7 protein-coding genes and 1 pseudogene are annotated in these 20,504 nt (G+C 73.1%); 1 reads left to right on the plus strand and 7 read right to left on the minus strand.

The window, feature by feature from the left end:
- The 7 genes and pseudogenes from AOK08_RS32370 to AOK08_RS32400 form a co-directional block, all read right to left on the minus strand.
- Positions 1-6,205, minus strand: a pseudogene (locus AOK08_RS32370) (type I polyketide synthase); the annotation flags it as partial.
- Between the two features lie 173 nt (positions 6,206-6,378).
- The gene (locus AOK08_RS32375) at positions 6,379-14,493 is read right to left on the minus strand and encodes a type I polyketide synthase (protein ID WP_055532730.1); all 8,115 of its coding nucleotides are present in this window, start codon (positions 14,491-14,493) and stop codon (positions 6,379-6,381) included.
- A gap of 12 nt (positions 14,494-14,505) precedes the next feature.
- Complete coding sequence (locus AOK08_RS32380; RefSeq protein ID WP_055532732.1) at positions 14,506-15,915, minus strand: class I adenylate-forming enzyme family protein; 1,410 nt, start codon at positions 15,913-15,915, stop codon at positions 14,506-14,508.
- Between the two features lies 1 nt (position 15,916).
- Positions 15,917-16,444: a hypothetical protein gene (locus AOK08_RS32385; protein WP_055532734.1), complete on the minus strand. Its 528-nt coding sequence runs from the start codon at positions 16,442-16,444 to the stop codon at positions 15,917-15,919.
- Positions 16,441-17,559 carry a beta-ketoacyl synthase N-terminal-like domain-containing protein gene (locus tag AOK08_RS32390; protein WP_241827180.1) on the minus strand — a complete coding sequence of 373 codons (1,119 nt, stop codon included), beginning with the start codon at positions 17,557-17,559 and terminating at the stop codon, positions 16,441-16,443. Before AOK08_RS32390 ends, AOK08_RS32385 begins: the two co-directional genes overlap by 4 nt.
- Before the next feature lie 20 nt (positions 17,560-17,579).
- Positions 17,580-18,068, minus strand: coding sequence for a 3-hydroxyacyl-ACP dehydratase FabZ family protein (locus AOK08_RS32395; RefSeq protein ID WP_055532758.1), 489 nt, complete (start codon positions 18,066-18,068; stop codon positions 17,580-17,582).
- Positions 18,069-18,073: 5 nt separating this feature from the next.
- The gene (locus AOK08_RS32400) at positions 18,074-18,349 is read right to left on the minus strand and encodes an acyl carrier protein (protein ID WP_055532738.1); all 276 of its coding nucleotides are present in this window, start codon (positions 18,347-18,349) and stop codon (positions 18,074-18,076) included.
- Positions 18,350-19,575: 1,226 nt separating this feature from the next.
- Between AOK08_RS32400 and AOK08_RS32410 the strand changes: the two genes are divergently transcribed.
- On the plus strand, positions 19,576-20,424 hold the full coding sequence (locus AOK08_RS32410; RefSeq protein WP_055532742.1) for a LuxR C-terminal-related transcriptional regulator: 849 nt from the start codon (positions 19,576-19,578) through the stop codon (positions 20,422-20,424).
- Positions 20,425-20,504: the final 80 nt, after the last annotated feature.

The following is a 20,504-nucleotide window of genomic DNA, read 5'->3' on the forward strand; positions in this document are numbered from 1 at the left end:
GGGTCGGGTGGTCGAAGACGACGGTCGCCGGCAGGGGGAGCCCGGTCGACGCGGTGAGCCGGTTGCGTGCTTCCACGGCGGTCACGGAGTCGAAGCCCAGGTCCCTGAAGGCCGTGTCGGACGGGATGGCCGTGGGGTCCGGGTGGCTCAGGACGGCGCCGGTGTGGCGGGTGACCAGGTCGAGCAGGAACCGCCGTCGTTCCGACTCCGGCAGTGCCGCGAACCGTTCGGCCACCCCGGCGGTGGCCGACGGCCGTGCCGGGGCCGGTGCGAGGCCCGCCAGCAGCGGTGTGGGGTGCTGCGCACGCAGCGAGTTCAGGTCCAGGCGTGCCGGTATGAGGAGCGGATGGTGGCTGTCGGGCCCGGTGCCGAGGGCTGCGTCGAGCCGCGCCAGTCCTTCCGCGGCGGACATCGGCACGATTCCGGAGCCCAGGAGTTGCCGGATCCCTTCGGCGCCGAGCTCCTTCCCCATCGCCGATCTCTCCTCCCACATGCCCCAGACCAAGGAGGTCGCCGGCAGCCCATGGTGGCGCCGGTGGTGGGCGAGGGCGTCGACGAAGGTGTGGGCGGCGGCGTAGTTGCCCTGCCCGGCGAGCCCGAGTACGCCCGCCGCCGAGGAGTACAGGACGAACTCGGCGAGGTCGAGGTGCTCGGTGAGCCGGTGCAGATGCCAGGCCGCGTCGGCCTTGGGCCGCAGGACGCTGTCCATCTGGTCGGGGGTCAGTTCCCGGACGGTCGAGGGGTCCACCGTTCCGGCGGCGTGGACGACGGCCGTGAGGGGGTGGTCGGCCGGGATGGTGTCCAGGAGCGCTGCCAGGGCATCGGGGTCGGCGGTGTCGCAGGCGGCGAGGGTGACGTGCGCGCCGAGTCCGGTCAGTTCGGCGCGCAGGCTCTCGGCGCCGGGGGCGTCCGGTCCGCGCCTGCCGACAAGCAGCAGGTGCCGGACGTGGTGCCGGGTGACGAGGTGGCGGGCGGCGAGGGAGCCGAGGGTTCCGGTGCCTCCGGTGACGAGGACGGTGCCGTCGGGGTCGAGGGGGCGCGGGACGGTGAGGACGATCTTCCCGGTGTGGGCCGCGTCCCGCATGAGCCGGATCGCCCGGGGAGCGTGGCGGACGTCCAGGGCGGTGACGGGCAGGGGCTGGAGGGTTCCGTCGTCGAAGAGTTCGCCGAGGCGGGCGAAGGTGCGCGCGACGCGGTCGGGACGCGTGTCGAGTCCGTACGGCAGGTATCGCCTTCCGGGGTGGTCCAGGGCGGTCTGCCGGGGGTCGCGCGGGTCGGTCCTGCCGATGTCGACGAGACGTCCGCCGGGGGCGAGCAGGCGCAGCGAGGCGTCGGTCAGCTCGCCGCTGAGGCTGTGCAGGACGACGTCGATCCCACGGCCCGCCGTCATGGTGCGCAGCCGCTGCTCGAAGCCGGGGTCCCGGGAGGAGGCGATGTGGGAGTCGTCGAGGCCGAGGGCGCGCAGGGTGGCGTGTTTCGTGGGGTGGGCGGTGGCGTAGACGTCCGCGCCGAGGTGGCGGGCGATCTGGAGGGCGGCCATGCCGACCCCGCCGGCCGCCGCGTGCACCAGGACCGTGTCGCCCGGGCGGACACCGGCGACGTCGACGAGGCTCTGCCAGGCGGTGAGGAACGCGGTGGGCACGGTCGCGGCCTGCGCGAACGTCCAACCGTGCGGAACGCGGACGAGGTTGCGGTGGTCGGTGACCGCCAGCGGGCCCATCGCTCCCTGCCAGGCGAGCCCCAGCACCCGGTCTCCGGGCCGCAGCCCCTCCACGCCGGGGCCGCACTCGGCCACCACTGCTGCCAACTCGCTGCCGAGCCGCCCGGGTTCGGGATACATGCCGAGCGTGAGGAGCACGTCGCGGAAGCTGACGCCGGCGGCGCGGACGGCGACGCGGACCTGTCCTTCCGCGAGGGGGGCCTCGGCCTCGGGGCAGGCGGCGAGGACGAGGTCGTCCGGGCTGCCGGTGGACGGTTCGCGCAGGGTCAGCCGCCAGGCCGCTGGTCCGTCCGGCACGGTCAGGGGGGTGTCGGTGGCGGTCCTCGTCAGCCGGGGCACGCGCAACCGGCCGTGCCGCAGGGCCAGTTGCGGTTCACCGTCGGCGAGCGCGGTGGCGAGCGCCGTGGGCAGGTACTGCCAGGAGGCCTCGTGGTCGTCGACGTCGAGCAGGACGAACCGGCCGGGATGTTCGGACTGGGCGGTCCGCAGCAGCCCCCACGCGGGCGCCTGGGCGAGGCCGCGGACGTCCTCCCCCGCCTCGGTCGCCACCGCGCCGTGGGTGAGCACCACCAGGGGCCGGTCCCGGGTCCGTTCGTCGGCCAGCCATTCCTGTACGGCGGCGAGGAGCCCCCGGGCGGAACGGTGTGCCGAGTCCTCGACGGCCTCGACGGCCGCGACGGGGTGCCCGGCGCACACCAGGACCGCCACGTCACCGTGCGGCCGGGTGGCCAGGGCGTCGACGGCGGGACCGATGCCGGTGTGGCGGCGGTCCGCCCGCAGGTCGTGCGGCAGCCGGGCCTGGCCGTCCTCGGGGAGGATCCAGCAGACATCGCGGGACGGCGGGTCGGCGGCCGGGGACAACTCGCGCCACTCCAGGAGGAAGGGCGCCTGTCGACGGGAGTGGGTCCGCCCGACGGTCTGAGCCGTGAAGGGCCGTAGCGTCAGCGAGTCGATCACGGCGACGGGCCGGCCCGTGTCGTCGGCCAGCCGGAGCGTGTGTTCGCTGTGCCCGGCCGGGGAGGTGGCGCGTGTCGTGGTCGACAGGTGGGCGCGCACGACGGTGGCGCCCGGTGTGAAGATCCGCATGCCGGCGATGGCGAAGGGCATGCGGGCCGGTTGCCCGCCCGTGGTGTCCGCCGCCGCCTCCACGAGGCAGGCCTGCAGCCCCGCGTCCAGCAGTGCGGGGTGCACGGCGAATCCCGGGTCGGCGGCGTCCTCGGGCAGGTGGGCCTCGATGTAGGTGTCGTCGCCGCGCCGCCACGCGCCGGTGAGGAGCCGGAAGGTGGGGCCGAAGTCGACGCCCTGCTCGGCGAGGCGCTCGTAGAGCGGGTCGAGGTCGACGGGCCGTGCGCCGGGGGGCGGCCATGCCGTCAGGTCGGGCCATGCGGGCACGGTGTCCTCGTGCGGAGCGAGCGTGCCGCCGGCGTAGTGGGTCCAGCCGGTCTCCGTGTCGGGCGCGTCGGTGTCGTCGGAGGGGATCCGGAAGTGGAGGTCGGCGGGGCGCCGACCGTCGGCCGTGGCCGCCTTGACACGTAGTTGGAGGTCGACGGAGGTGTTCTCCGGCAGGACCAGCGGGGTGTACAGGGTGAGTTCGTCGAGACGGCCGCAGCCGAGCTGGGACCCGGCGTGCAGGATCAGTTCGGCGGTGCCCGCTCCGGCCGCGACCGCGGTGCCGCCCACCGCGTGGTCGCGCAGCCACGGGTGGGTCCGCACGGACAGGCCGCCGGTGAACAACCAGCCTTCTCCGTCGGCGAGTACGGCCTTGGCATCCAGGAACGGGTGCGTCACCGGGCTCAGTCCCCCGCCCGTGCCCAGTTGCCGTGGCGGTGGGGTGTGCAGCCAGTAGGGGCGGTGCTGGAACGCGTAGGTGGGCAGTTCCACGCGGTCCGCGCGGGCGAGCAGCCGCGTCCAGTCGACCGGCGCTCCCCCGACGTGCAGACGGGCCAGCGCGGCGGTCAGGACGCGCGGCTCGTCACGTCCCCTGCGCAGGGCGGGGATCCACGCGGCCGAGGACGTGCCGGCCCCGTCGGCGGTGCTGGGGCCCGCCTGGCCGAGCGCGGTCAGTACGGCGTCCGGGCCGATCTCCAGGAACGTGGTGATGCCCTGGTCCCGCAGCCGGGCCACGGCGTCGGCGAAGCGCACCGCACCGCGTGCCTGCCGGGCCCAGTACTCCGGCGAGCATGCCTCCTCGGCGGACAGGGCGGCACCGGTGAGGGTGGAGACGACGGGCAGGGCGGGCGGACGGAGGTCGAGTCCGGCCGCCACGCGGGTGAGTTCGTCGAGGACGGGGTCGATGTGCGGGGAGTGGAACGCGTGGCTGACGCGCAGCCGGTGGATGCGGCGTCCGCGCTCCCGCCACTCCTCGGCGATGCGTACGACGGTGTCGTGGTCGCCCGAGATCACCGTGGAGGCCGGCGCGTTGACCGCGGCGACGGACACCCGGTCCTCGTGGCCGCGAAGCGTGGCCAGGACCTCCTCCTCGGAGGCGGCCACGGCGATCATCGCCCCCGTGGCGGGCAGCGACCCCATGAGCCGGCCGCGCGCGGCCACCAGCGTGGCCGCGTCCGCGAGGGACAGCACCCCGGCGACATGGGCGGCGGCGATCTCGCCGACGGAGTGTCCGGCCACGAAGTCGGGGCGGGGCCCGAGGTGTTCGACGGTCCGGTACAGCGCGACTTCCAGGGCGAAAAGGGCGGCCTGGGTGAAGTCCGTACGGTCCAGCAGCCCGGCCTCGTCCGTGTCCGGCCCGGCGAACATCACGTCCTTCAGCGGGCGTGGCAGATGCGGGTCGAGGCGGGCGCACGCCTCGTCCAGGGCCTGGGCGAACACCGGGGAGCGCGTGTGCAGGGCGCGGCCCATGCCGGGCCACTGGGAACCCTGGCCGGAGAACAGGAACGCGGTCCTGCCCGCCGGGCCGCGCACCCCCTGGACGAGGCCCGCCCCGGCGAAGTCGCCCGCCAGGGCGTCGAGGCCGGCGAGCAGTCCGTCGCGGTCCGCGCCGGTGAGGACGGCCCGTTGGGCGAGGTGAGCCCTGGTGGTCGCCAGGGAGTGGCCGACAGCGGCGAGGTCGGTCTCCGGCGCGTCCCTGAGGAGTCGGGAGAGCCGGTCCGCCTGGGCGCGCAGAGCGCCGGGCGAGGCGGCGGAGACCGGCCAGACGAACCCGGGCACGGTCAGCGCCGGCGGCCGGTCCGGATCCTGCGCCGGGGCGGCCGGCGGCGGGGCCTGTTCCAGGACGAGGTGGGCGTTGGTGCCGGAGATACCGAACGACGACACCGCCGCGCGGCGGGGCCGCCCGGTGTCCGGCCAGGGGCGCTGTTCGGTGAGCAGCCGCACCGACCCCCTGGACCAGTCCACCCTGGACGAGCGGCTGTCGGCGTGCAGGGTCCGGGGCAGCTCGCCGTGGCGCAGCGCCATGACGGTCTTGATGATCCCGGCGACCCCGGCAGCCGTCTGGGTGTGGCCGATGTTGGACTTCAGCGAACCCAGCCACAGCGGCTGGTCCGCGGGGCGGTCCTTGCCGTAGGTGTTGATCAGGGCGTTCGCTTCGATGGGGTCGCCCAGTGCGGTGCCGGTGCCGTGCGCCTCCACCGCGTCCACGTCGGACGGGGTCAGGCCGGCGTTGGCCAGCGCCTGGCGGATGACCTGTTCCTGGGCGGGGCCGCTGGGCGCGGTCAGCCCGTTGCTGGCGCCGTCCTGGTTGAGGGCGCTGCCCCGGATGACCGCCAGTACCGGATGACCGGCCCGCAGCGCGTCGGAGAGCCGCTCCAGCAGGAGCAGGCCCACGCCCTCGGAGAAGCCGGTGCCGTCCGCGCCGTCGCCGAACGCCTTGCACCGCCCGTCCATGGCCAGCCCGCCCTGTTTGGTGAACTCGACGAACACCTCCGGGGTGGCCATGACCATCGCACCGCCGGCGATGGCGAGCGAGCACTCGTCGCCGCGCAGCGACTGGCAGGCCAGGTGTACGGCGGACAGCGAGGAGGAGCACGCGGTGTCCACCGTCACCGCCGGGCCGTTCAGGCCGAGCGTGTAGGCGATCCGGCCGGAGGCGATGCTGGGCAGGCCGCCCTGGAGGCGGTACCCGTCGGCGGCGGGGACGGGCCTGTCTATGGGGGGCATGTAAGCCTGATGGGTGACGCCGACGAATGTGCCCGTCCGGGTGCCGCGCAGGGAGGTCGGGGCGATACCGGCGCGCTCCGCCAGCTCCCAGGCGGTCTCCAGCAGCAGTCGCTGCTGGGGATCCGTCGCCAGCGCCTCGCGGTCGGACATCCCGAAGAGTCCGGCGTCGAAGCCGGCGGCGTCCTCAAGGAAGCCGGCCCGCCGGGGCCGCTCGGCGGCGGCGCCGAACAGGCCGTCGAGGTCCCAGCCCCGGTCGGTGGGGAACTCCCCCAGTGCCTCCCCGCCGTCGGCGACCAGCTGCCACAACTGCTCCGGGGACCGGACTCCACCGGGCAGCCGGCACCCCATCGCGACCACGGCGATCGGCTCCCGTGCGGCGCCGAGCAGTTTCTGGTTCGTCCGCCTCAACTGCTCGTTGGCCAGCAGGCTGTGCCGCAGGGCGTCGACGATGGCGGCGGGCGGGTTGGACACGGCCGGCTCCGTCGGCTCGGGGGACGTCGGTCCGTTCTGGGCGGCGTGCGCGGCGCCGCCGGGGCGGTGCGTCATCCGGACTCCTCCAGGGACAGGGCGAGTGCGACGAGTTCGTCGGCGCTCGCCGACCTGATGTCCTCCGCGCCGGTGTGCCGGGCGGGGGTCGTGCCGTCGTCGGCCAGCTGCAGGAGCGTCTCCAGCAGCCCGAGGTCCCGCAGGCGGGCGACGGGGATCGAGGCGAGGGTCCGCTGGATCGCCGCATCCGGGTCGGCCGCCGTCCGGTCCACACCGTCGGCGTCGGGGAACAGCTCGCCGACGAGGTGGGCGGCGAGGTCGTCGGGGGTCGGATGGTCGTAGGTGAGGGTGGCCGGCAGCCGGAGCGCGGTGGCCTTGGAGAGCCGGTTGCGCAGTTCCAGGGCCGTCAGGGAGTCGAAGCCGGACGCCTTGAAGGGCTCGTCCGCCGGCAGCGGCGAGGCCGCGTCGAGACCCAGTACGGCGCCGGCGTGGGCGGTGATGAGCGTGCGCAGCCGACGCAGCCGCGCCTCGGGGGCGAGGGCGTCGAGTTCCTGGCGCAGATCGGGGGCCGAGTCGGCGGCACCCGCGGTCCGGCGAGCGGCTGTGGCGGCGGTCAGGCGCTCCAGCAGCGGGTTCAGGGTGCCCAGTTCGCTGTTGGCGCGCAGGGTCCGCTGGTTGAGGGGGCTGGCGGTGAGCACCGGGTACGGCAGTTCCAGCGCGGCGTCGAGGAGGGCGTGCCCGTACTCCGCGGTGATCGGGGCGAGTCCGGTGCCGGCGATCCTCGCGTTGTCGGAGTCGGTCAGCGTGCCGCTGAGTCCGGTGACCGGCTGCCACCAGCCCCAGGCCATGGAGGTGGCGGACAGGCCCTGGCGGCGCCGGTGGTGGGCGAGGGCGTCGAGGAAGGCGTTGGCGGCCACGTAGTTGCCCTGGCCGGGGTTGCCGAAGGTGGCGGCGGTCGAGGAGTACAGGACGAAGGCGGCCAGGTCGAGGTGGCGGGTCAGCTCGTGCAACTGCCGGGCGGCGTCGGCCTTCGGCGCGAAGGCCCGGGCGAACAGCTCGGGGGTCAGATTGGCGATGGTGGCGTCCGCCAGCGTGCCCGCCGTGTGGAAGACACCGGTCAGCGGGTGCTCGGGCGGGACGGAGTCGAGGAGTTGCCGCAACGCGTGCGGGTCCGCGACATCGCAGGCGGTGACCGTGACGTGCGCGCCCGCGCCTTCGAGGCCGGCGCGCAGCCGGTCGGCTCCGTCGGCCTCGGGTCCGCGCCGGCTCGCCAGCACCAGGTGGCGGACCCCGTGCGTGGCGACGAGGTGCCGGGCGAGCAGAGCGCCGAGGGTACCGGTGCCCCCGGTGATCAGAACCGTGCCGTCGGGGTCCAGCGCACGGGGGAAGGTCAGGACCAGCTTCCCCGTGTGTCGGGCGTCCCGCATGAGCCTGAAGGCATCGGCTGCTCGGTGGATGCCGTAGGCGGTGACGGGCAAGGGGGTCAGTGCCCCGGTGCGGAACAGGTCGAGGAGTTCGGCGAGCAGGTCCGCCAGGCGGTCGGGGCCCGCGCTGGGGTGCAGGTCGAAGGCCTGGTAGGTGAGGTGCGGGTGGGTCGTGGCCAGGTGCCCGGTGTCCCGGATGTCGGTCTTGCCGAGTTCGACGAAACGACCGCCGGGCGTCAGGAGGTCCAGGGACGCGTCGACGAAGGGACCGGCCAGGCAGTTCAGGACGACATCCACACCACGGCCCCCGGTGGCCTCCCGGAAGCGCTCGGCGAAGTCGAGGGTGCGGGAACTGGCGATGTGCTCGTCGGGGCAGTCCAGTGCGCGCAGGGTCTCCCACTTGTCGGGGTGGGCGGTCACCAGCGGCGTCGCGCCCAGGTGACGGACCAACTGGACGGCGGCCTGGCCGACGCCGCCGGCGGCGGCGTGGATCAGGACCGTCTCGCCGGGCCGGACGTCCGCCAGGTCCACGAGGCCGTGGTAGGCGGTGGCGAACGCCACGGGCACGCCGGCGGCCTGCGCGAACGACCACGCGTCCGGGACGTGCGTCAGCAGGCGGTGGTCGGCGACGGCGACCGGCCCGAAGGCCTTCTCGATCAGACCCGTCACGCGGTCCCCCACGGCGAACCGGTGCACGTCCGGCCCGGTCTCGGTGACGACACCGGCGGCCTCCGCCCCGAGACTCCGGGGTGGGATCAGACCGAGTGCGGCGGCGGTGTCTACGAAGTTCATCGCGGCGGCACGCACCTCGACGCGGACCTCGCCGGACCGCAGCGGGGCGGTGGCGTCGGGCGCGGGCAGCAGGGCGAGCCGGTCGAGACCGCCCGCGCCGGTGGACTCCAGCCGCCAGGCGGGGGTTTCGGCCGGCGGGGTGAGCAACTCGGCCGTGCTGGTCCGGGCGAGCCGGGGGATGTACTGCTTCCCGGCCCGTATCGCCGACTGGGGGTGCCCGGCGGCCAGTACGGCGGTCAGCGCGGCCACGCTGTCGGGGTGGCGGTCGGTGTCGACCAGGACGATCCGGCCGGGGTTCTCGTTCTGGGCGGTGTGCAGCAGACCCCACGCCGGGCCGTCGGCCAGTCCGGGCGGGTCGTGGGGACCGGTGACGACGGCGTGGCGGGTGACGACAGCGAGGACGGTACGGGCCAGCCGGTCGTCGGCGAGCCATTCCTGAAGGAAGTGCAGCACGTGTTCGCACAGGGGCCGGGCGCCCTCGGCATCGGCCCGGTCCTGTGCCGGCAGGGACCAGACGACCAGCTCGGGCGGAGCCGCTCCCCGGTCGACGGCCTCGGTCAGTGCGGCGAGACCGGCATGGCGAGGGACGGTGTCCAGGGCCTCGGTGAGCCGGGGATCCGTGTCGAGCAGGGCCCATCCGGTGCTGTCGGGTGCGTCGGTGCGGGCGCCGGGCAGGGCGCTCCACGTCAGGTGCAGCAGGTCGTGTTCGGGGCCGCTGGTGGTCTGGCGGCGCAGATGGTCGCCGGTGGTCGCGCGCAGGGTGAGCGCGTCGATGGTCAGGACCGGGGCGCCCGTGCCGTCGGTGGCCAGCACACGCACGGTGTCCGGCTTGGTGATCTGCAGGTGGACGCGCAGTTGCCGGACCGGGGTTCCGGTGCGGGTGATGCCGCTGAAGGTGAAGGGCAGCCGGGGCCCGTCGCGGCCGTCGGTGCGCTCCCCGGCGGTGTCGGGCAGGGCGATGGGGTGCAGCGCGGTGTCGAGCAGCGCGGGATGGATGACGTGGCCGGTGGGCGCGAGGCCCTCGGGCAGTTCGGCCTCGGCGTAGAAGTGCTCACCCCGGTGCCACACGGAGCGCAGGCCGGTGAAGGCCGGGCCGTAGTCGTAGCCCGCCTCGGCGAGGCCGGTGCGCAGGCCGGCCAGGTCGACCGGCCGGGCGTCGTCGGGCGGCCACACGGCAGGTCCGGCCGGTGCGGGGTCCGCCGTCGCCGGTTCCTCGGCCAGGCGCGCGGTGGCGTGGAGCGTCCAGGGGGGCGGGTCGGTGTCGGTGGTGTGGACACGGGCGTGCAGGGTGACCGGCCGGTGCCCGTGGTCGTCGGGCGCGCCGACCCTCAGATGCAGGTCGAGGGTCTCCTGGTCCGGCAGCACCATGGGGGCGTGCAGGGTCAGCTCGGCGATGTGCGGGCAGCCGGCCAGGTCGGCCGCGTGCAGGACCATGTCCAGGTAGGCGGTGCCGGGGACCAGCGCGACTCCGGTGGCGGCGTGGTCGGCGAGCCAGGGGTGGGTGTCCAGGCCGACGCGGCCGGTCAGGAGCAGGCCCTCGTCGTCGGGCAGATCGACCATCGCGCCCAGCAGCGGGTGCCCCGTCGTGCGCTGCCCCGCGGTCACCGCCTCGGCCGAGGGAGCCTGGACGAGCCAGTGGCGGCGGTGTTCGAAGGCGTAGGTGGGTACGTCGACGCGGCGGGCCCCGGGGTACAGGGCGTTCCAGTCGAGGTCGTGACCGTGGGTGTGCAGGCGTGCCGCGGCGGAGGCGAGGGAGCCGGTCTGGGACTGGGCCCGGTGCAGGGTGCCGACGACGAGCCCGGCGGTGTCGGCGGTCTCCTCGACGGCCGGCACGAGCACCGGGTGCGGGCTGCACTCCAGGAAGGTCCGGTGTCCCCCGGAGGCGAGGGAGCGGATGGTGTCGGTGAGGCGGACGGTGTTGCGGAGGTTGTCCCACCAGTAGGCGGCGGTCAGGGTCGTACCGTCGAGCGGGCCGTCCTGGAGATGGCCGTCCACCGTGCTGTGGAAGGCGATGCCGGTCGGGTGCGGGGTGATGTCCGCGAGCCGTTCCAGGATGTCGTCGTGCAGGGGGTCGATGTACGGCGAGTGGCCGGCGACCTCCACGTCGATGCGCCGCGCCCGTATGCCCTCCGCCTCGCACCGCCGCAGGAGTTCCTCGACGGCGGCGGTGGTGCCGGCGACGACCGTGGAGTCGGGGCTGTTGACGGCGGCGACGCCGAGGGCACCGTCGTACTTCTCGACGAGCGCCCGGGCCCGGTCGGCGGGCAGGCCGAGGGTGGCCATGGAGCCGGTGCCGGACAGGGCGGCCAGCGACTGGGCGCGCAGGGCGACCAGTTTCGCCGCGTCGGGCAGGGTGAGGGCGCCGGCGATGTGGGCGGCGGCTATCTCGCCCTGGGAGTGCCCCACCACGGCGTCGGGGACGAGGCCGTGGGACTGCCACAGGCGGGCGAGCGAGGTCATCACCGCGAAGAGCGCGGGGTGGACGATGTCGACCCGCTCCAGCGCGGGCGCGCCCGGGGTGCCGCGCAGGACCTCCACAACCGACCAGCCGGTGTGGGGCCGCAGTGCCTCGTCGGCCGCGTCGAGCGCCTGCCGGTAGGCCGGGTGGGCGTCGTACAGCTCCATGCCCATGCCGGGCCACTGCGAGCCCTGCCCGGGGAAGACGAACACCAGTTTCCCGGGCCCCGTCACGGGCACGGCCGCCTGGACGAGGTGGGGGTGGTCCTCCTGCCGTTGCAACGCCCGCAGGCCGTCGAGGAGTTCGTCACGGGTACGGCCGCGCACCACGGCGCGGTGCGCGAACGCGCTGCGTGCGGTGCCCAGCGTGTGGGCCACGTCCACGAGGTCGAGGTCGGAGCGGTCGGCGGCGTACTGGCGCAGCCGGGCGGACTGGGTCCGCAGCGCGGTCCGGCTCTTCGCCGAGACGGGCCACAGCACCTCCGGCGGCGTTCCGCCGCCGACGGCGGGCGCGAGGGCCGGGAGCCGGGGCGACTGTTCCAGGATCAGGTGGCCGTTGGTGCCGGAGACGCCGAAGGAGGACACCGCGGCGCGCCGGGGGCAGCCGTCGATGTCGGGCCACGGCTGTTCCTCGGTGAGCAGCCGTATCGCGCCGGACGACCAGTTCACGTGCGGCGAAGGGGCGTCGATGTGCAGGCTCCTGGGGAGCAGTCCGTGCCGGAGGGCCATGACCATCTTGATCAGTCCCGCGACCCCGGCGGCGGCCTGCGTGTGACCGAGGTTGGACTTGACCGATCCCAGCCACACCGGCTGTTCGGCGGGTCGCTGACCGTAGGTGGCCAGCAGCGCGTGCGCCTCGATCGGATCGCCGAGCGGTGTTCCGGTGCCGTGGGCCTCGATCGCGTCGATGTCGTGGGGGCCCAGCCCGGCGTTGACGAGGGCGTGGCGGACGACCCGTTGTTGTGCGGAACCGCTGGGCGCGGACAGTCCGTTGGAGGCGCCGTCCTGGTTGACCGCGCTGCCCCGGATCACCGCGAGCACCGGGTGGCCGTTCGCGCGAGCGTCGGACAGCCGTTCAAGCAGCACCATGCCGACGCCCTCGGCGAGGCCGATGCCGTCGGCGGACGCCGAGAACGCCTTGCACCGGCCGTCCGGGGCGAGGACGCGCTGTCGGGAGAACTCGACGAGCACACCGGGACCGGACATCACGGTCGCCCCGCCCGCGAGCGCCAGGTCGCAGTCGCCCGCGCGGAGCGCCTGGGAGGCCTGATGGATGGCCACCAGGGAGGAGGAGCAGGCGGTGTCCAGGGTGATCGCCGGTCCCTCCAGCCCCATGAGGTAGGAGATCCGGCCCGAGGCCACACACAGCGCGGTGCCCAGGAACGCGTGGCCCGCCACCTCCTCGCCGGCCTGGTGGAGACGGGGGCCGTATTCCTGGGAGATCACTCCGGCGAACACTCCGGTGCGGGTGCCGCGCAGGTTCTCGGGAGCGATGCCGGCGTGTTCGACCGCCTCCCAGGACACCTCCAGGAGCAGCCGCTGCTGCGGCTCCATCGCGGTCGCCTCGCGCGGCGAGAGGCCGAAGAATCCCGCGTCGAAGTCGGCGGCGTCGTACAGGAACCCGCCGTACCGCGAGGAGATCTTCCCCAGTTCACCCGGGGTCGGGTCGTACAGGCGGTCCGCGTCCCAGCCGCGGTCGCCGGGGTGCTCGCCGATCCCGTCACGGCCACCCAGCACCAGGTCCCACAGGGACTCCGCGCTGGTCACCCCGCCGGGGAAGCGGCAGCCGATCCCGACGATCGCGATCGGCTCGTCCGTCGCGGCACGGCGCACGGGGGGCGCCGGGGCGTCGCCCGACGAGGTGAGGCCGAGTTCGTGGCGCAGGTGGTCGGCGAGGGCCAAGGGGGTGGAGTGGTCGTAGACGAGGGTGGCCGGGAGGTCGAGGCCGGTGGCCGCCGAGAGGGCGCGCGCCAGCTCGACCACGGTGAGCGAGGTGAGCCCGCTCTCCAGGAAGGTGTGGGTGCCGAAGGAGCCCGAGGAGCCTGTGGAGTCGGCGTGGCCCCGCACGCTGCCGGTCTCCCGGGCGATCAGATCGACCAGGATCGCACGTTGTTCGGCCGGGGAGACGTCGCGCAGTTCCGCGATATCGGGGAACTCCGCGGTCCGCGGCGGCACGGCGGGCTCCTCCGAACGGGTGAGCGGGGCCGGGGTCGAGACCCGGGCCGGGGCCGCAGGGGCGAGGAGTTCTTCGTACGCCGTCTCCCAGTTGACCGGCACTCCGTTGACGTACGCGTGGGTGAGGGCACGCAGGAGGCTCTCGCGGTCGCTCCTCCTGCGGTCCAGCGTGGGGATCACCACGCCGGTCACACCCTCCGAGCGCAGCGTCTCGCCGATGACGGTGGTGAGTGTGGGATGGGCGCTGACCTCGATGAAGAGCCGGTGGCCCGCGGCCACGAGGGCGCGCACGGCCTGCTCGAAGAGGACCGTGCCGCGCATCGAGCGGTACCAGTGGGCGGCGGTGAGGTCGTCGGCACCGAGCCGCGAGCCCGTGGCGGTGGAGTAGAGGGCGGCGCGGAGCGGGCCCGGGGTCCCGGGCGACGCCTGTTCGAGCATCAGCTCGCGCAGGATCTCCGTCTGGCGGGAGTGTCCGGCGACCTCGATCCCTGGCACCTTCCAGGCCCAGAGCCCGTCGCCGGTCAGCTCGGCCAGGAGTTCGTCCACGGCGTCCCGGTCACCGCTGACCGTCACGTTGCGGGCGCTGTTGACGGCGGCGATGTCGAGGCGTCCGCCCCACTTGCGCAGCAGCGGTTCGACGCGGTCGACGGGGGCGGCGATGGATGCCATCGCGCCCTGCCCCTCGATGCGGGTGAGCGCGCTGCCGTACTGGGCGAGGAGCCGGGCGGCGTCATCGAGGGCCACAGCGCCACAGGCGTGGCCGGCGGCGATCTCGCCGACGGAGTGTCCGACGACCGCCGTCTCCCGGAGCCCGTGGGCGCGCCAGGTGTCCGCGAGGGCCGAGGACAGGGCGAACTGGACGGGCTGGACGGTGGCGAGCCGGGTGAGCTCCGCTCCCTCGGCGAGCGCGTCGGCCGGGTCCCAGCCGTCCAGGTGGGCGCTCAGGGCCCGGCCGTAGAACCTGATCCGCTCCTGGAATCCGGGCGAGGACGCGCGCAGTTCCGCCGCCATGCCCGGCCAGCTGGCGCCCTGGCCGGGGAAGACGAGCACGGGTCCGCGGGCCGTGTCGGCGGTGCCGGTGAGGACGTCGCCCGAGGTCCGGCCCTGGGCCAGGACGGTGAGGCCGCGCAGCAGTCCGTCCCGGTCCGTGGCGAGGACCGCGCCGCGCCGGTGGGCGTGGTCCGCGGTCAGGCCGCGGTGGCGGAGGTCCCGCAGCGTCTCCTCCGAGGCCGACGCGACCTCCTCACGCAGCCGGTCGGCCTCCGCGGCGAGCGCGTCCGGAGAGTTGCCCGAGACCAGCAGGGGTGGGGTGAGATGTTCCATGGTCGACCTCCGCTACTTTCCGGCGGACTTGCGCCAGCCCAGGTGCGTTGCCGGGTGGATCAGCAGGCGGGCCGGCTGCTCGCTGCGCAGCAGGACCGTCGCCAGCCGTCGTCGGATTTCCTGTTCGTCGATCGAGGGGTCCGCGCAGTAGACGTCGAGGGTGAACACGACGTCGCCGGCGGTGTTCTCGTGGGTCCAGGCCTCCGCGCCCAGGACGCCGGGGATCGTCTGCGCGAGTGCGCAGACCGATTTCAGGGAGACCTTCTCGCCACGGCTCATCACATAGCTGGGGCGGCGGCTGCGGAAGTAGAGATAGCCGTCGTCGTCCCTCTCGAAGAGGTCCCCCGTGCTGATCGAGGTCGTGGTACCGCTGACAGGCGGCCCGGGCTCGTCGCGGCGGCCGACCCTGCGGAGCATGCCCGTGTCCGTCTCGACGATCAGCTCGCCGGCCCTGTCGTCGGCGTCGGCCGTGCGCAGCCGGACCTGGACCCCGGGGAGCGGGAGTCCCACCGAGGTGTAGCGCCGGGGCGGCTCCAGGTGGGCGGCGAGGGTGGAGACGCGGGGACCGGCTTCGGTGAGCCCGTAGGTGAGGTACAGCTCCAGGCCCGCGTTGTGCTTCAGGAGGTCCGCCACGGACGAGGCGGCGAACGCGTCGCCCCCGACCGTCAGACGGCGCAGCGGTGCCGGGAGCCGCTCTCCCGCGCGGAGCCATGACTCGACCATCGTGGGTGTCAGGGAGGACACGGTGACCCCGTGTTCCTGGATGGTCCGGTGGTAGTGGGCGGGCGTGAACGGCGGTCCCGCGACGACAGCCCTGCCCCCGGTCACGAGGGTGGCGAGCAACTGGGCGACGAAGGCGTAGGAGTAGTGCATGGGCAGGCTGATCAGGACGCTGTCGGCGTCGCTCTGGCCGATCGACCGGGCGTGGCGGCCGGCGTTGCGCAGGAGCGAGTCGACGCGGTGCAGACAGCCGCTGAACACACCGGAGGTGCCCGAGGTGAGGAGGATGATCTCCCCGGGCCGGTACCGGATGGTGTCCACGTCGCTCAGGCGGGCGAACCGGGCGAACCCGCCGAGGTCGCGCGGTGGTACGCCGGCGTACGGTCCGGGCGGGACCCTCGGAGCGATCAGGGCGTCCGCGCCGAGGGCCCGCGCCATCCGCTCGATACGGGACGGCGGTGCCGACGGCGGCAGGAGTACCGGGACCGCGCCCCCGACCAGCAGCGCGAACACCACGGTGACGAACGGAGCCCCGTTCGGCATCGCCACCATGACGGGCGTTCCCGGTTCGACACCGAGTTGGTGGATCTCCTCCACCACGGTGTCGAACAGCGGCGGTTCGGTTCCGGGTCGGTCCACCTGGACGAGATCACGGAGAAAGTCCCGCACGACGCCGGACTCAAGGGTGCAGGCGGTGTCCACTTCAGCCTTCCTGTGTCCCCGTCAGCAGCGTGCTGGTGACGCGATGGCCCGAGGGGCCGGCTCGGTGGGAGGTGATGAGTACATGGGTCGCCGAGCCCTGGCGCAACCATGCGCGGGCGATGGCGGCCGCCGGGGGCAGGCCCTTGTCCGGCGGCATCGACAGGGTCATGCTGGGCCCGCTGAAGCCCAGGAACTGCGAGGGGAGGCTGCACACCGAACCCGGGTTCGCCCCGGAGAACCGCAGCGGCGAGATGCGTCCCGCCGCGACCGTCGCGGCGATCGCGCGCATGGTGTACGTGGTGCAGTCGTCGCTGACGACGATGTGCCCCACACCCTCCCGCGCCGAGTCGATGTCCCCCCGGTGTGCGTCGACCGCGTGCTGCACGGCCTCGAACACGAGCCAGGAGAGCGGGTCCGCGTAGAGGGAGGCCCGCTGTCTCGGCCGCACACCGGACAGGTCGGTCACCTCGGCGACGCCTTCGCCGAGCACGGTCATGCCGTACGTGGTCAGGGTGGCCGCGTCAGTCATGTCGCCGCGCTTTCGGGTCCCTGGAGGACGAGGCAGGTGTTGAAGCCGCCGAATCCGAGCGTCACGCTGATGCCCCAGCCCGGTTCGGTCTTCATGGGTCGCTCCATCGGGATCGGCATGCCGAGTCTCGGCAGCGGGTCCCGTAGGGAGGGGACGGGGGGCACCGTCCCTGTCGTGAGGGCCTGGAGCAGGGCCACCGCCTCGATGGCGCCGGTCGCGCCGAGCGTGTGTCCGAACGCCCCCTTCGTCGCGAACGCGACCGGCGGGCGGGGTACGCCGGCGAAGAGCCGCGCGTAGGCCCGGGTCTCCACGTCGTCGTTCACCGGTGTCCCGGAGCCGTGCGCGTTGACGACGGTGACGTCCTGCGGCGTGATGTCCGCGTCGCGCAGCGCGCGTTGGACGGCCAGGACGACGTTCGCGCCGGACGGATCGGGGGCCACGGCATTGGCGGCGTCGTTCGACGATCCGGCGCCGGCGACGACGCCGTACGGGCGGGCTCCGCGGGCTCGGGCGCGTTCGGCCCGCTCCAGCACGAGGAACGCGGCTCCCTCGCCGAGGACGGTGCCGTTGCGGGCGGTGTCGAAGGCACGGAGGCCGTCGGGGGACATCGTGCCGAGGTGTGAGTGGCCGAGGCGTTTGCCCAGGGTGAGTACGTCCGCCCCGCCGCACACGCAGACGTCCGCGACGCCTTCCTCAAGGAGGGCGAGTCCGGCCAGGACGGCGTCGGAACCCGCGGAGCAGGCGGTGGTGACGGTGACCGGTTCCACCACGCATCCGGCGCCCCGTGCCGCCGTGGTGGACCAGTGGGACAGGGAGCGGGCGCCCGGCATTTCCAGGTGAGGGCCGTAACTGGTGCCGAGGACGGGCAGGACACGCGGGTCGCCGGGGTCGATCCCCGCGTCCCGCAGCGCCTTTGACAGCGTGTCGCCGGTGATCCGCTGCTGGCGGTCCCACGCGGGCAAGTCCCTGTCGAGGTCGGGCACGGTCGCGGCGAGCATGCCGCGCAGCGGAAACGGGGACGGCACTTCGGTGATGCCGGAGGCGCCGGCCAGCAGCGACTGCCACACGGCGTCCACGTCGGAGCCCAGAGCGGTCGACCACGCCCTTCCCGTCACCCACACCTGAGACCCCGGGCTCACCACAACTGCTCGCCCAGGTCCTCCACCTTGGTGCGCACCAGCGTGCCCCTGGTCGCGGCGACGGGCTTGCCGGAGACCTCCGCCCGGCAGGTGAACGTCATGACGCCGCCGCGAAGCTTGTCACAGGTGGTGTGGAAGACGACCTGGTCACCGGGGACGACGACGCGGGTGAACCTGGCCTTGACCGATCCGATCAGGGTGATCTCGTCGTCGGCGAGCGGCGAGGTCGACACCTGGGCGAGGATGATCGCCGACTGGGCGATCGCCTGCATCATGTGGCTGGCGGGAAAGACGGCACGCTCGGGAAAGTGGCCGGCGATCGCGTCGATCTGCCCGGAAACAGCCATGAGGCTCTTTACGTATTTCCCGGGCTCGTAGTCCAGAATACGGTCGAGATAAACCATCGGATGGCGATGACGCAGCCAGCTCTTGAGTTCCGTGAACCCCATGGTCCGCGGTTCACGCGCCATCTCGGTGTTCGGCATCTCGGTCACTTGGCGCTCGCCTCGCCCGAAAGAGCCGCTTGTCTTAGCGACACCAACTGGGTCAGGGTCCGGACCGAGGAGAAGTGCTCCGGGACGAAGTCCTCGTCCGAGATGGTGATGCCGAAGACGTATTCACACTGGGTGCGGAGTTCGGTAAAACCGAGCGAGTCGAGTCCGAGGATATCCCGAAAATTGTCGTCCAAACCGATCTCGGACGGCGGAACATTGATGAAGAGATCGTCGACCAGGATGTGTTTGATGGTCGATTCGATGTTCGTCATTGGAAAGTCTCCTGTAGTGCCGAAAGGGGCCGACCTGCGGAGGCAACGCGACCCTACAAGGGCCACAGAACGAAGGTCGACTAGAAGAATCCGTAGTCCCCGCGTTCGGGTTGGAGTCGACACGGCAGCTGTGCTTCTGGTCATGACTGGTCCTGAAGGGTGTGTCGGCGATGGCGGCGGGCTCGTGCGACGGCGCGGTGGTGGCGGCCCCGGGCGATCCGATTCAGGACGTGTCCCGCGTCGCGGACTGGTGGCGTGAGGACGAATGCGCGCAGGAGTCGGACGAGTTCAGGGCAGGGCAGGGCAGGGGGACGAGACGGGCCGGCCGGGCAGGGCCGGCCAAGTAATCCCCTCCAGCACGGTCCGACACCTTCGATCGCGCCGGGGTACCGGCATCCCGCGCCGACGCAGTCGGTCGAGAACCTGGCGTCCCCGGGCCCGGTCACGGTCCAACCCTGTCGCGGCCTCCACGGCCACCCGGTTTTGATACGTCGTCACAAACGTTCGCGATCACGGTGGCCGTATCTACGCCCACGCCGGACCCCGCAAGCCGCCGCCCGATCACAGAAAGCGCATACATCTCACCCGAACTCTGCGCTGGAATAAGGGCGTTGAGCCTTTGGGCACAGCACAGCCGGACCGGATCCGGCCACGCGAGAGCACCACGACCGTGCACACAATTTACAAAAATCACACTGGAGTCATGGTCGAAAGCGGTGTAATAATCAACGAGTCCGACCACGCGTTCACTCCCGACATCGACTCGAACACCCCTCGTCCGGTACCGAGGCCCCAAAGCGAGCGACGGAGGCACAGGACTTCACCCCCCTGATGTCTCGGATCCGCTTTCTGTCACTTGGTCTTCAGCTCAATGAGCAGGGTACGAACTTCTGATGTGGCATTGAGGGCCCGCATTGTGTTGTGGGCCGGTGAGACATGCCGCCGTAAAGACATCGCCGAACTTGCCGGGGTGACTGCGCGAACGACAGACCGCACCAGGACCCGCTGCGCGGAACTCGGGCCGGCGGGCCTGATGGAAAAGAAGCACGGTGGTGGTAAGGACCAGTTGCCGCCGCAGACCCGCACCACGACCGGTTCCCCCACACGACCTCTCAGTCCCATCTGACGGAAGAGACAAGGGCGCCCCCGCACTGGACAGTTCACCGGCGCCGGCCGAACGCGGCGCACCCGGGTCCCTTCCGGCCCCCGAAAGAGGTACTACTGCCTTGTCAACCCTGCCCAAGGCCACGACCCTGGAGCCACGCCCGGCGCTCGTCGCGGCGAAACCCGGGGACCCGTCGACACCAGCGCCCTCGCCGGCGGTCACGGCGGCACTCGGCATCGTCCATCTCGACAGCAACCTCCGGGTCGTGGAGGCGAACGACGCGCTCTGCGAGCAGTTCGGGCTCGCACTCGCGGAGGTGACGGGGGAACACCTGTCACGGTTCTTCCACCCGACGGCCGCGGCGAGCCTGGAGGAACACTTCTCCCAGCTGGTCGACGGGCGGTGCGGTGACTTCAGCATCCGGCTGATGCTCGAGGACGGGAACCTCACGGACAGGGGCTGCCTGGTCACGGGCATCGCGCTCAACACCGTCGTGCACATCTGCCGTACCGACTGCGCCGTGATCGCGCTCATCGTCCCGGACGCCGTCCACAGCCCCCAGCTCACACCGGCCGCGGCGCTCGCCGAGGTGCCCGCCCGCATCCTGGAAGGAGTGGCCGCCGGGCTGTCCACCCAGCAGCTGGCCTCACGGCTCGGCCTCAGCAGCCACGGCGTCGAGTATCACGTCAGCGCAATGCTGAAGAAGCTGAAGGCCCCCACCCGGTCCGCGCTCGTCGCCCGCGCCTACGCCCTGGACATACTCGTCCCGCACCGCTGGCCGCCTCTGGTCAGGCCCCAGCAGATGACGCGGTTCCCGGTCGGCAGGTCCGCCTGTGCCACCTCGGCCCCCGAGCCCGTGGACCGCGCCCGGGTGCCGGCTCCCCGCCCGTCCGACAGCCTCGCCGACGCACGACGGCCCGCACCGGTGCTCGCCGCAGGCGGCCACCACCCGGAACTGGAACGCGCATGAGCCGAACACGCCCCCGACCCCCCTCCCACCAGCGCCGTTCGGCACTTCGCTCCACCGTCGTCGGAGCGCGGTCCCAGCAC

Source organism: Streptomyces graminilatus (assembly GCF_001418565.1).
Lineage (GTDB): Bacteria > Actinomycetota > Actinomycetes > Streptomycetales > Streptomycetaceae > Streptomyces > Streptomyces graminilatus.

Coding starts and splice junctions, on each gene's coding strand:
- AOK08_RS32400 (WP_055532738.1), bottom strand. CDS start 18,349: ATGACGAACATCGAATCGACCATCAAACACATCCTGGTCGACGATCTC.
- AOK08_RS32375 (WP_055532730.1), bottom strand. CDS start 14,493: ATGGAACATCTCACCCCACCCCTGCTGGTCTCGGGCAACTCTCCGGAC.
- AOK08_RS32385 (WP_055532734.1), bottom strand. CDS start 16,444: ATGACTGACGCGGCCACCCTGACCACGTACGGCATGACCGTGCTCGGC.
- AOK08_RS32395 (WP_055532758.1), bottom strand. CDS start 18,068: ATGCCGAACACCGAGATGGCGCGTGAACCGCGGACCATGGGGTTCACG.